Source organism: Gemmatimonadota bacterium (genome assembly GCA_026702745.1).
Lineage (GTDB): Bacteria > JAAXHH01 > JAAXHH01 > JAAXHH01 > JAAXHH01 > JAAXHH01.
Genome location: JAPPBT010000034.1, coordinates 43,822 through 57,276 on the forward strand (window position 1 = coordinate 43,822; position 13,455 = coordinate 57,276).

Here is a 13,455-nt window from a genome sequence, read left to right on the forward strand (position 1 = left end):
CCGCCGGGTTTTATTCGATGCTACGTACGCTGGAACACACTTGCTTTGTACGTGACCTTAAACACCAAAATCGGAAACGGCATGACCACCGGCACAATCTCCCTGGGTGGCAAAGTCGCCGGACCGGCGCTGGTCCAGGAATGGGTCGATACGTTCAACCGCCAGGGATTCCTCTTTTTGGAGAATGTGCTGCCGCCCGACTGGTGCGAAGCCCTGCGCGAGGACCTGGACTTCGGCCTGCGGGAGAACCCGAATGGGCTCAATTCGGTCAGCGAGCACATGGCGCTGTGCCACCGCATGTTCGAGTTCAGCGAGACGAACCGCCGCCTCTTCGACCTCGAGCCCATCGTCAGCTTCGCCGAGGCATTGGTGGCCGAGAACTGCCACGTCATCCACAACAACTCCTTTAAGACGCGTCCCGGCGGTTCCTTCCGGTGGCACCAGGACGACGCGCCGCATTTCCTGGTGACGAACGGAGACCCTCCGGACAACATCCGCCTTCCGGTCCTCTTCTTCACCTGCAACTACTATCTCACCGACGTCACCGAACCCGAACACGGCGGCACGGAAGTCATCCCGGGTTCCCACCTCTTCGGCCGTCCCTGTCCCGATTCGCTGGAGGGCACCGAGTGGGAGGACCGGATCCACTACAACCTCGGCCCGGCGGGCAGCGTCACTATGTTCAACAACCAGGTCTGGCACCGGGGCGGGCCGAACCGGAGTGACCGCACGCGGTACATCACCCAGATCACCTACGCGCGGCGCGTCATTGGCCATAAATACTTTCCCTTCATCGACTACACCATGCCCGAGCACGTGTACCGGGACGCCGATCCCCGGCAGAAACGCCTGTTCGGGTTCCTGGAGCATGGCGCGTACGGGTGACGGCGGGTTTCTGGAGCATGGTTCGTACGGGTGACGGAAGACGACACAGGACAGGCCGGGCGGCCAACCCGGGCGGTAACGCGCGCCAAATCTGACAGGAGACTCAAATGAGCAACATCAGGCAGTCCATCTGTTTCGGCTGTTTCAACCGTGGCGGCTTAACCCCGGAATCGCTCATCCGGGAAGCGGCGCGTATGGGCTACGCGTCCGTCGAGATGCTGCCGGAGGAGCACTGGGACCAGGTGCGCTACGCGGGCATGGACATCGCCATCGTCGTGGGCCACGCTTCCCTGCCCGACGGGTTGAACAAGCGGGAGAACCACGACCGTATCGAGGACGAACTGCTGGCCAGCATGGACCAGGCCGTCGCGTACGGCATCCCCGGCCTGATCTGCTTCTCGGGCAACCGGGAGGGCAAGTCCGACGACGAAGGCCGCGACAACTGCATCGAGGGCCTGCTGCGCGTCGCGAAGGCGGCCGAGGAGAAGGGCGTGACCCTGTGCATGGAACTGCTCAACAGCAAGGTGAACCACCCGGACTACCAGTGCGATTACACGGACTGGGGCGTGTCCGTCTGCGAAGGGGTCGGTTCGCCGCGCGTCAAGCTGCTCTACGACATCTACCACATGCAAATCATGGAAGGCGACCTGATCCGGACCATCCGGGACCACATCGCGCACATCGGCCACTTCCACACGGCGGGCAACCCCGGCCGGAATGACCTCGACGAGACCCAGGAGATCTTCTACCCGCCCGTCATGCGCGCCATCGCCGAGACCGGTTACACGGGATTCGTCGGCCACGAATTCGTACCCCTGGGCGACCCGCTGGCGGCGATGCAGGCGGCCTATGATACGTGCAATGTGTGATAGTCTGATGCACCTTAAACTGCCGTAACACCTGAAAGGACGCGCTCCATGCTCGTCGACACCCACGTACACGTCTGGGAGATTGACCCGCCCCGGTACCCGGTGGGGCCCACCGCACCAACGTGGACGGCGGAACCGGACGAACCTGGCACGGCCGACGAGTTGATCGAGGACATGGACGCCAACGGCGTGGACGTAAGCGTGCTGGTGCAGACGTCGTGGTCGACGTGGGACAACGGGTACATGTCCGATTCCGTGGCCAGGTTTCCGGACCGGTTCGTGGGGCACGGCCTGATCGACCCGCAGAATACCGGAGGGAACGCGGAGCTGGTCCGGTACTGGATGGAAGACCGGGGGCTGGTCGGTTTCCGTTTCCACCCCTTCTACTATCCGGACGAGCAGATTCTCGTGAAAGAAGACAACCGGGCCATGTGGGAGGAACTCGCCGCGCGCGACGCGATGGTCCAGTTCCACATGAAGCCATGGGACGCGCCTCAGGTCGACGAGATTGCCCGGCGCCATCCGGACATGACGCTGATCATCGACCACATGGGATATCCCGATCCGGAAACCGGGATGGAGGTTTTTCAGCCCATTCTCGACCTCGCCCGGCACGAGCGGATGTTCGTGAAGATATCGGACGTGAAGGGGCGGTCGAGGGAGCCCTTCCCCTTCTGCGACGTGCACCCTTTCATCCGCGCGCTCCTGGACGCCTTCGGGGTGGAACGGGCCATGTGGGGCACCGGGTACCCGGGCCATCACCGGGTGAAGCACAACTGGCTTTCGCTGGCCGACGAGCTGCGGCTGGTCCGGGAGGGGTACGACTTCCTGACCGACGATCAGAAAGACCGATTGCTGGGGGGTACGGCAGCGGAGGTGTGGGGGCTAGGGTGACTGAGCGCACAAAGGCCAGTGATAATTCTCAAAGATTAAAGCACATTTTCAAATAAAACTCGATACCGGCGACCCGTAATCTCGACTATTTCAATTAACATCGTGATAAATCGGGTACGGCTGGCATGTTCGGGATCGTCTTATCAGATGCCAGGCGTTCCCGGGAACAGTTGTACGAAACACGTCGGGCATTCCCGGAAGGAGTCACGAAAATGGGTGCGACCCATGCCAAGGTCAGGATTACCAACCCCGCGGATGCAAGGAAGTACTGGGAGGGACTGTTTCTTGTAGACACAGGCGCCACCGACTCCCTCGTCCCCGGTCCGTATCTAGAAAGTATCGGTTTGAAGTCAGAAGCAACTCGCGTCTATGAGCTGGCGGACGGCAGCGAAATCTCGGTGGACGTCACCGTGGCCATGCTCGAATTGATGGGCGAGAAAATCGGGGGTACGGTAATCTTCGGTGAACCAGGCGCCGAACCGCTGCTCGGTGTGACCGCGCTGGAATCCGCGGGCGTTGAAGTGGATCCGGTCAATCAACGTTTGAAGAAACTCCCGTCCGTCCGCCTGAAGACCGTAGCGTAAGCAAAAGGACCATCATGGTCATCGACATTCACGCCCACGTCTTCCGCTGGCCGGTGCTGAAGAAACGCAACAGTGACCTGTCCATGATGTCGGCCGAGCAGCAGGTCCGGCGCATGGACGAGAAAGGGATCGACAAGGCGGTGATCCTGCCGCTCACGTCCGCCGAGGTGATCGGGGAACCCCAGAGCATGGGCGAGGTCTTCGACATCTGCCGGCTCTACCCCGGGCGGTTCATCCCCTTCTGCGATTTCGACGTGCGCCGCTACGACCTGGATAGCGTGGACGCGTTCCGCGATGTGCTGGACCAGTACGTGGCCCGCGGGGCAAAGGGCGTGGGGGAATTGACCTGCCGGGTGTTCTGGGACGATCCCCGGCTCTGGAACCTCTTCGCCGCGTGCGAGGACCTGGGTCTGCCCGTGACCTTTCACACCTCGCCGCCGGAAGTCATCACGTACGGACTGATCGACGAACTGGGTTTTCCACGTTTCGAGAAAGCCCTGCAGCGGTTCCCGGACCTGCGCTTCTTCGGCCACAGCGCCTCCTTCTGGAGCGAGATCAGCGGCGACCTGACGGCCGACCGGAAGGAAGGTTATCCCAATACGCCGGTCGCGCCCGGCGGAACCTTGCTCCGGCTGTTCAGGACCTATCCCAACCTGTGCGGCGACCTGTCGGCGGGCTCCGGCTTCAATGCCCTGACCCGCGACCCGGCCTTCACCTACGAGTTCCTGGACGAATTCCAGGACCGCCTGTTGCTCGGGCTCGATCATACGGACGCCGAGCTTGATTTCCAGCATATCGAATGGCTTCGCGCCCGGCGGGACGAGGGGCACATCGCCCCCGATGTGTGCGAGAAGATCCTCTGGCGCAATGCCGACCGGATCATCGGGCTGGGCATCGCGGATGGGAGCTGAACCCCGGATGCGATGATCGCATGATCACCACAGCAAGATGGCCGGCCTAGGTCGGCGCCGAGTTGGATGCCTGGGGACGGCGTGCTGTAATGGCCTGATTACCAGATCGCGCGATTAATCATTTACACGCAGCGAAATAAAGACCACATTAAGCACATCTCCGTTTAACAATCCATCCGGAAAATCTCGTTCGAGGCAGCCATGAGCGATGCTCAGAGGGACGCCCGATCCGATTCCTTCGGGGAAGAGACCGAACTCAAGCGGGACCTGGGACCGGTCACGGCGACGACCGTGATCATCGGCGGGATCATCGGTTCCGGCATCTTCGCGGGTCCCGCCATCGTGGCCGGATACGTGGGTACTTCCGGCTGGAACCTCCTGGTCTGGGTCATCTGCGCCTTCATGGCCTTCTGCGGCGCGGTGACTTTCGCCGAACTGGGCGGCCTCATGCCGCGTTCAGGCGGCGTGTACGTATTCCTGAAGGAAGCCTACGGGCGACTGTGGGGTTTTCTCTTCGGGTGGACGTCGCTCCTGGTCATACGTCCCTGCGACCTGGCGGCCATCTCCCTCGTATTCGCCACCTACCTGGGTTATTTCGTCAGCCAGTTCAGTCCATACCCGGACTGGGCTATGCGGGGCGTGGCGATTATCGCCCTGATCATACTGGCCTTCATCAATTACGTGGGCGTGCGGTTCGGCGGTCTCGTCCAGAACCTGTCTTCCTTCCTGAAGGTAGGCGGGTTGCTCCTCATGGTCGCGCTGGCCTTCGGGATCACGCCGGACACGAGTAACTTCCAACCGGTCTGGCCTTCCGACTCTACCCTCACCATCGGGTTCCTCAGCCTGGTCAGCCTCGGCATGATGGCGTCCTTCGGCGCCTACGACGGGTGGGACGGGTCGACCTACGTGGCGGAGGAGATCAAGAACCCGAGACGCTGGGTGCCCCTGTCCATCATACTGGGTCTCGCCATCACCACCGTCGTCTACCTGCTCGTGAACAGCGCCTACCTGCTGGTGCTTTCCAACGAGGGCGTCGCAGAAAGCGAACGCGTCGCATCCGAGACCATGCAATCCCTCGTCGGACCGATCGGAGCGGCTTTCATCGCCGCGACCGCCATGATCTCCACCTTCGGTACCGTGAACGCCGGCATGCTCACCGGACCGCGCGTCTTCTTCGCCATGGCCCGCGAGAAGATGTTCTTCTCATGGGTAGCCCGCGTCCACCCGCGCTACCGTACGCCGGCCAACGCCGTCGTGTTCCTGGCCGCTGTGGGCATCCTCAATATCATTTTCCTGGGCGACTGGGGCGCCATTATCGCGGCGCGGACCGGCTCCCTGTGGCTCTTCTACATCACGACCACCTTCAGCGTGTTCATATTCCGGCGCACCCGTCCCGACGTGCCCCGGCCCTACCGCACCCTCGGGTATCCCGTCACACCCGCGATCTTCGTGCTCATCGGCGTGATCTTCTTCGTGTCCATCGTCATAAGCGACCCCGGAAATACCCTGATCGGGCTGACCATCACCTCGTTGGGCATCCCGGCGTACTGGCTGTGGATGCGGAACAGGCGAAACGAAGAGTCCGGTGATGAATCGGGTGAAGGATCGCCTGAAGGATCGCCTGAAGGCTCCGGTAACGACCGTTGATTCTGATAGTTTTGGTCCCGGCGACCTCCCGATTCATTACTCACAGTGACCACAGTTTAACCAGAATCGTAGCAACGCCGGCCAACAGGACCGCGAGTAGCGTTAAGCCCACCCTTTCAATCGTTCCCAATCTCTTGTCGATCTGTTCGATAATCCCCTCAAGCCGACTTATCCTTCCTTCGTGATTCAGATAGTCGGTCATCGATAATCCCTCCATTCACCTGAAGTGCCCTTTTTGAGATCCTCTAACGCGGCCGGTTCCCATCCGGCTATAACGGAATTTGACCTGCTAATCGAATCAGTATGATTTGGCAACCCGGATCTCGTATACCAAACACTTTCGCCATGCCAGATCGCTAATATTTACTATTTTGATCAAGATTGTGATTTTTTATGTTGACACCCCATTTCGAGCCCGGTATACTGGGACTTCGTTCTCAACGAATCCGTGGCCAGACGTACCTGGCAGACACATCTGGAAGACACATCTGCAAGACGCACCAGAAATGGGAAGATAAATGGCAAAAGCGGTCCGAAGACCTCGGCGCGAACAACCGGAACCCACCTGGGACCTGGTCCGGAAGCGCAACTACGTGGAGCGGCTCAAGCACGAGAAGGCGCCCATGGAGGTCATCAACGACCTGCCGGAACTGATCGACCAGGGCTACGAGGAGATATCGGAGGAGGACGTGGTGCGCCTGCAGTGGTACGGGCTGTATCACGACAAGCCCAAGGTGGGCCACTTCATGATGCGGGTCAAGCTGCCGGGCGGACAGTTGACGCCACACAAGCTGCGCACCATCGGCCGGGTGTCCCAGGATTTCGGCGGCGACTACGGCGAGCTGACCACGCGCCAGAACATCCAACTCCACGGCATGAAGCTGAACGACCTGCCCCGGATCTTCGAAACGCTGAACGGCGCGGGGCTGTCCACGAGCGGAGGATGCGGCGACACCGTGCGGAACATCACGGGCTGCCCCGTGGCTGGACTGGCCGCCGACGAACTTTTCAATGCCCGTCCGGTCATCGAGGCAGTCGCCGATTTCTTCTACGGGAACCCAGATTACTGCGACCTCCCTCGCAAGCACAAGATCACCATCTCATGCTGCCCCCACCAGTGCAACGCGCCCGAGATCAACTGCATCAGCCTGATTGGGATCATGCAGGCGGGCAACCCCGGATTCGCCGTACGCATCGGCGGCGGGCTGTCCACCTGGCCGCGGCTGTCGAGCGACCTGGGCGTCTTCGTGCCCGTGGACGACGTGATCCCGGTACTGCGCGCCATCATCGACGTGTGGAAGGAAGACCTCAAGTACCGCATGTCCCGCGTGAAGGCCCGGCTGAAGTTCATGGTCGCCGACCTGGGCGTCGAAGCCTACCGCGAGCGCGTGGAAACCCGGCTGGGATACCGGCTGGACGATGGCGAGGCACCCGCGCCGCCCGAGGTGGAGCACGACCACACGGGCATACACGAACAGGTGCAGGAAGGACTGTACTACGCCGGTTTTCCCGTGTTCCTGGGACTGTGCACCGGCACGCAGATGATCCAGCTGGCCGACCTGGCCGACGAATACGGGGGCGAATTCCGGCTGACCCGCCGCCAGAACGTCATCCTCACGGACATTCCCGGAGACAAGCTCGTATCGGTCACCACTGCGGTGGCCGGTATCGGCTTTCCCATGGAGGTCAACGACCTGCGCGGTACCAGCATCGCGTGCACGGGCGAGCCCTTCTGCAACTACTCGGTCGGGGAGACCAAGACCAAGATGGCGGAAATCGTGGAACACATGGAGCGGGTCTTCGGCGACCGGGCGAAGGGCCTGCGGCTGAACCTGGACGGCTGTCCCCACGCCTGCGCTCACCACTGGATCGGCGATATCGGGTTTCAGGCCACGACGCTCCGCGAGCGGGGCGAGGGCGGCGAGCGGCTGCGGGGATACGACCTGTTCCTCCGCGGCGGACTGAGCGGACAGGCCGCCATCGGCCAGCCCGTGCTCCGACGCGTGCCCGCGGAGTTCGTTCATCTCTATACCGAACGGCTGTTCGGCGCTTACCTGGATCAGAAAACGGACGACGAGACCATACAGAAGTTCTTTCACCGCCACAGCGACGACGAGTTGACCGCGATTGCCACCGGAATCGAAGTCGCCGCGACTGTCACAGGAGAGGAATGAGCACCATGGACCGCCCGGAACACCTGGACCACCCGGAACACCCCGACCACCCGGCCCACCTGGAGCGCCCGGACCACCCCGGCCGCGACTTCCTGGATGAGTTTGAAGCCGGTCAATTGGCCATCGAGTTCGACGGGGAATCCCCTGAAGCCGTGATCGAATGGGCCCTGGACCGCTGGGGCCGGCGCGCCGGACTGTGTACGAGCTTCCAGGCGGAGGGGATGGTCCTGCTGGACATGGCCTGGCAGATCGATCCGAACATCCACGTGTTCACGGTGGACACGGGACGGCTGCACCAGGAGACTTACGACTTCATCGACCGGGTCCGGGACCATTACGAAATCGACATCCAGGTGTATTTCCCCGACCTGCTCCAGGTGGAGAACATGGTGGGCGCCCACGGCGTGAACCTGTTCTACAAGTCCGTGGAATCGCGCTTCAAATGCTGCAACGTGCGCAAGGTCGAGCCGATCCGGCGCGCACTCGAGGGCCTGGACGGGTGGTTCACCGGGCTGCGGCGCGACCAGTGGGCCAGCCGGGCGAACATCCGCAAAATCGAGATCGACCACGACCACGGCGGACTGGCGAAGATCAGCCCCCTGGCGGACTGGACCGAGGAAGAGGTCTGGGACTACATCGAGCTTTATGACATCCCGAAGCATCCCCTCTACGAACAGGGCTATACCAGCATCGGCTGCATGCCGTGCACGCGGGTCACGAAGCCCGGCGAAGACTCGCGCGCGGGGCGTTGGTGGTGGGAGAAGAACGCGCCCAAGGAATGCGGCATGCACTGCCCGGTGGAGACCGGCGGCTTCGAGCACGAGATGGAAGCGCTGGTGGCGGAGGAGGTGGAAAAATGAGTGGTGCGGCCATCCTCTACCTGCGGTTGTTGCGCAGGATCGTCCGTGAATCCGCCTGGCGGCTCGGCGGGGCCGAGGAATCCTTCCTGGCCGCGGGGTTTTCCGCAAACGACACCTTGTTGTCACCGCGACCCGTGGAACGGGATAGACGGTGCACACCGCCCGCGGTACGCGAAAGACGGCGCACGCAGCCCGTGGTGTGCGGCGGAGCGGTCGAAAGGGACAACCGTGCCGGGTCGTGACGGCGGCGTCCCGAGGCTTGACGAACAGGACCGGGAACTGCTGCTGGAAGAGCTGGACGGATTCACCGCGTCCCTGCCGGACGAGGATGCCAGGATCCCCTACCTCGCCCTGCGGCGGGACATCGAAACGGGACAGGTTTCCCCGGAAAACGTCCCCAGCCTCGAGAACGTTCTCGAACTCACCCTGCAGTCCGGCCGCGTGCGACGACGCCAGAGCGCCGTGGCCGAGAAGCGGCTCCTACGGCTGTTCAACGGCACCCCCAGGGGAGCGGCCGTCAAGCAGGCCGTCGCGGAGACCAACGAAGCCCTGGCCGCCCTCAAGGGCCAGGTCATCGACACCGTTTCCTTCGCCCCGGGTACGCCGGGCGCCTACCGGCTCCTCATCGACACGGAAGCGTGCCGGGTCGACCTCGAGATCACCCGCCGGGGCGTGTCGGTCAAGAACGTCGAGATCGGTATCTGAAAAACGTTGGCGCGACCCGCCCCGGCCGTATATTAGCCTTCAGGCAGGCGATCGATCCTCTCCTCCATGCATCATTTCTCCGGAACGGATGCCCATGGGCTACCCGCGCATCGATGGCCGCAGGGTGCAGGTTGAATCGCTGGCGGACCGGGAAAGCAAGCATCATATCGACGACATTCGCGTCGATCCCGATGGTCAGCTGCCCCCGGCTACATCCCGCCAGACCAGCCAGATCGGGACGATAGCGGACCGCATGCGCGCGGCCCGTTCCAGGGGCGCTTCCGTCATGCTGGCCTACGGGGCGCACCTCGTGAAGAACGGGCTCGCCCCCGTGGTCACGCGCATGATGGAAGACGGCTGGGTCACCCACCTGGCCACCAACGGCGCGGGCGTGATCCACGACTGGGAATACGCGTTCCACGGAAGGTCCGAGGAGGACGTGCGCGGCCATGTCGCCCTAGGACGTTTCGGCACGTGGGACGAGACCGGCCGGCATACGGCGCTGGCCGTACTGACCGGCACGGCGGGCGGCATGGGGTACGGGGAGTCGGTGGGTCGGATGATCGTCGAGGACGGGTACCATATTCCCGATCCGGCCGCACTTCGGCAGGCGCTCGCGGACTGGTCCGCCGATCCCGTGGACGACGAGGCCATGCCCGCCCGCGCCGACCTCCTGCAGATGATCGTGCGGCATGGTATCGCACCGGGCCGCCACGCCGTCGAACATCCCCACAAGCAACATTCATTGACCGGGAACGCCTGTCGTCTGGGCGTGCCGCTCACCGTGCATCCCGGTATCGGGTACGACATCGTATATACACATCCCCTGGCCAGCGGCACAGCGGGCGCCGCGTACGGGCGGGGCGGGATGATCGATTTCCAGGTCTTCGCCGAGGGCGTCTCGCGCATCGACGGCGGCGCGTTCCTGTCCGTCGGTTCCTCGATCATGGCGCCCCAGGTCTTCGAAAAATCCGTCTCGATCGCCAACAACCTGCGGCGGCAGGACGGGCTCGGACCCGTGCGGCCCTTCATCGCGGTGAACGACCTCACGGAGGAGGACTGGGACTGGAACGCCGGGGAGCCGCCCATGGACGACCCGGCCTACTACAACCGCATGGGCAAGAGTTTCAGCCGCATGGGGGGCGAACTGATCTACGTCGCGGCCGACAACCGGCTGTTCATTCCCCATCTGTGCCGGCTGCTGACCTCGTAAAAGGAGACCGAAATGGAAGCCTGGATATTCGTCCATAACCCCCTCGAACGGTACATTACCGACTACAAGCGGATCTTCGACGCGTGGCAGGACGGGGGCGTCACCGGCATCGTGGTGGGCTATCTCCACTTCGAACGGGAGGACGGCACGAGGATGCCGGTTTTCGAAAGCGATCCCGCCGTGTACCGGTCCTTCGGCGTCGATCCGCCCGTGGAGGGACCGCGCGACCCTGAAAAGAAACGCCTCTTCGCCGCAATGCTCGATGACGCCAGGGAGCGGGGCTGGCACATCATCACCTTCGGCGCTGGTCTGGGCGGGGGCCAGCGTCCCGTGGAGGAAGATCCATACGGCGTGATCGGCCACGCCGCGACGGTCCAGGACGCCATGAACGCCCTGCCCCAGGCCCATGGCTTCCTCATCGACGGACCGGGGGAGCAGCACTACGAACTCGCCTTCCACCACGGGGGTGAACTCTTCGAGATCCGACCCGGCGAGGACACGCGCTTCGCCGCCCTGGGGTACGATATGGACCGTCTGCAGCGCGGCATCGAACACCTCTGGGACCGGTTTCACCAGCTCACCCCGGCCGAGGTGCGTTACCGCGCGCCGGGCGGCATGCTGGCGGGCATGCAGCTCTTCGACATCAACGAGGACGCCCTCTACTGGCTCCGCGCCCGCCGGGAGACGGCCCTCGGACACATGGCCGCCATCGCCGAACAAGTCGGCAAGCTCAACCGGAAGGTGGAGCTCGGCGGCATCCCCCGCACGGCGGCCTTCTCCTCGCTGACCTGCCAGGACTACCACGCCATGGCGTCCTGGTTCGACTTCATCTTCCCCAAGCACTACTACTGGCACCGGGGCTTCGACGGCATGTACGGGACGGTCTCCCGCTGGGTGCAGCGGCTGCGGAAGTGGAACCCGTCGCTTACCGAGGAAGACGCCTTCGACGTGGTGAAGCTGCTCTTCGGCATCGACCTGCCGGGCGTACGCACCCTGATGGACATGGAAATGGGATTTCCCGAGGAGTTCTTCTCCACCATCGTGTACGGGGAGACCCGCCGCGCCCTGGAGGCCATCGGAGATACGGACAAGTGCATCTGCTGGGTCTCCACGGGGCGCGCGCCCCACGCGGGCGACGCCATGCCGGCCCGGGACCTGGCCGGTATCCTGAACGCCTCCCGGGAAGCCGGACTCAAGCGCTTCCTCTTCCATCCCGACCCCGATATCGGCGCGGCCGAGTGGCACATCCTCACCAACATGTGCGGCAACCCCTGGCAGGAGTCCAACGAAGCGGTGTACTGGCCGCCCGATACGCCCCGGCTCGATTCCTTCAGTCACAGTCGCAAGCCGACGCGGACGGACTAGGGAGGCCGGTGCGGCGCAGCGGAAGCAGTTGCGGACCGACCAGGGAGCGAGAAGATGGCGCTGTCCGATTTCACGGGACCGGACTACATCGATGCGTGGACGAAGGACCTGGACCGAAGATGGCCCGAGCGGGCGGCAATGGCGGATTGCGTCGTACGGACGCTCGTCGGATGGCGGGGTGAGTGGCGCGAACATCACCAGGTGGAATCGCCCGGGAGCGATCATCTCGCAATGATCCGGCTGCTGGAACTTGGTGTTGGCGCAGGTGGACTAGTCCACACTGTGCTAAGTGCGTTTTTCGATGGGTCGGAGTCGGGAAAGATAAGTTCCGTCGAATACACGGGGATCGAGGTCGAGCCGGCACTGGTCTTACACGTAGACGAACTGCTCGAAGAATCTGGCCACCAAGACTCACGCCTGATTCAAGCCGACCTGAGAGGCGACGGCTGGACCTGCGGGCTCAGTCCCTTCGACGCCATCTTCACCCTTCAGACCCTACACGATCTCGGCGGCGTCGACGCCCTCGAAGCCGTCTACCGGCCAGCCTACGGACTCCTGGCACCCGGCGGGATCCTGGTCAACGCGGATTTCGTGGTTCCTTTCGAGAAAGACGACCCCGAGCGACCCCGGAGATTACCAGTCGAAACGCACCAGGGCCTGCTTTCCAGATTGGGATTTGTCGATTTCAGGTGTGGACTACGACGAGGAAAGATGGCGTGCATGTCGGCAAGGCGGCTGTAGCAGGTATTTCCAGCATCCCCGGAATGCTCAGACGTCGCAGGCGCATGGCAAGCATCATTGAGGTTGTATTTGGCATCGAAGCCTAAAAGCTGGAAACATGAACAAACTTTTTTTCGTAACCCGCTTGACATATCTACAAAACACCTGTATAGTGTAATCGTCATGCCCATTTAACGGGCGTAACGACAACGCATCAGGATACCCTCGCGTCCCTCAAGCGGACCCGCACCCCGCGGACCATCAAGCGTCCCCGTGCTACTTCTGATCCACCCACGGCACGGGGATTTTTCATGCCCTTTTTCTCTTCAGCCTCACATCCGGATCAAACGTCGCGAGACGTAGGCCCGGCACACCCGGCGGTTCGCGCCGGATCTGTCGTGTCAGCGATCATCCCTTTCATTCATGCGTTAACGTCGCGCCTTCAGCGCAATCACACAACCACAGCAACTACTGCAAAGGAGCTCATCATGCCACGTCGCCACCTGTACCGTTTCGCCCTGAGAACGCTCCTCGGCCTCCTCATCCTTTCCATGGCAGCACTGAACGTGCACGGCCAGACGACGATCACCGATGCCGCCAAAGGCGCCTATGACTTCGACAGCCTCTC

The 13,455-nt window shown here is 62.7% G+C and carries 13 protein-coding genes; all 13 read left to right on the plus strand.

What is annotated here, in order from left to right; all coding sequences use genetic code 11:
- Positions 1-81: 81 nt before the first annotated feature.
- Complete coding sequence (locus tag OXH56_06155; GenBank protein MCY3554889.1) at positions 82-885, plus strand: phytanoyl-CoA dioxygenase family protein; 804 nt, start codon at positions 82-84, stop codon at positions 883-885.
- A gap of 107 nt (positions 886-992) precedes the next feature.
- Positions 993-1,754, plus strand: a complete 762-nt coding sequence (locus tag OXH56_06160) for a TIM barrel protein (protein ID MCY3554890.1) — start codon at positions 993-995, stop codon at positions 1,752-1,754.
- Between the two features lie 48 nt (positions 1,755-1,802).
- Positions 1,803-2,648 (plus strand): amidohydrolase family protein, encoded by an 846-nt coding sequence (locus OXH56_06165; GenBank protein ID MCY3554891.1) that lies wholly within the window; start codon positions 1,803-1,805, stop codon positions 2,646-2,648.
- A gap of 212 nt (positions 2,649-2,860) precedes the next feature.
- A complete protein-coding gene (locus tag OXH56_06170; protein MCY3554892.1) occupies positions 2,861-3,232 on the plus strand; it encodes a clan AA aspartic protease in 372 nt (123 codons plus the stop codon).
- 14 nt (positions 3,233-3,246) lie between these two features.
- The gene (locus tag OXH56_06175; GenBank protein ID MCY3554893.1) at positions 3,247-4,143 is read left to right on the plus strand and encodes an amidohydrolase family protein; all 897 of its coding nucleotides are present in this window, start codon (positions 3,247-3,249) and stop codon (positions 4,141-4,143) included.
- Between the two features lie 201 nt (positions 4,144-4,344).
- The gene (locus OXH56_06180; GenBank protein ID MCY3554894.1) at positions 4,345-5,790 is read left to right on the plus strand and encodes an amino acid permease; all 1,446 of its coding nucleotides are present in this window, start codon (positions 4,345-4,347) and stop codon (positions 5,788-5,790) included.
- A 518-nt stretch (positions 5,791-6,308) separates the two neighbouring features.
- On the plus strand, positions 6,309-7,964 hold the full coding sequence (locus OXH56_06185; GenBank protein ID MCY3554895.1) for a nitrite/sulfite reductase: 1,656 nt from the start codon (positions 6,309-6,311) through the stop codon (positions 7,962-7,964).
- Entirely contained in the window at positions 7,961-8,824 is an 864-nt protein-coding gene (locus OXH56_06190; protein ID MCY3554896.1) for a phosphoadenylyl-sulfate reductase, read from the plus strand. The genes OXH56_06185 and OXH56_06190 overlap by 4 nt, the downstream gene beginning before the upstream one ends.
- Entirely contained in the window at positions 8,821-9,066 is a 246-nt protein-coding gene (locus tag OXH56_06195; protein MCY3554897.1) for a hypothetical protein, read from the plus strand. The genes OXH56_06190 and OXH56_06195 overlap by 4 nt, the downstream gene beginning before the upstream one ends.
- Entirely contained in the window at positions 9,053-9,529 is a 477-nt protein-coding gene (locus OXH56_06200) for a hypothetical protein (GenBank protein MCY3554898.1), read from the plus strand. The genes OXH56_06195 and OXH56_06200 overlap by 14 nt, the downstream gene beginning before the upstream one ends.
- Before the next feature lie 94 nt (positions 9,530-9,623).
- Entirely contained in the window at positions 9,624-10,742 is a 1,119-nt protein-coding gene (locus tag OXH56_06205; protein MCY3554899.1) for a hypothetical protein, read from the plus strand.
- 12 nt (positions 10,743-10,754) lie between these two features.
- Complete coding sequence (locus tag OXH56_06210) at positions 10,755-12,107, plus strand: hypothetical protein (protein ID MCY3554900.1); 1,353 nt, start codon at positions 10,755-10,757, stop codon at positions 12,105-12,107.
- Positions 12,108-12,161: 54 nt separating this feature from the next.
- Positions 12,162-12,848 (plus strand): class I SAM-dependent methyltransferase, encoded by a 687-nt coding sequence (locus OXH56_06215; GenBank protein ID MCY3554901.1) that lies wholly within the window; start codon positions 12,162-12,164, stop codon positions 12,846-12,848.
- Positions 12,849-13,455 lie beyond the last annotated feature (607 nt).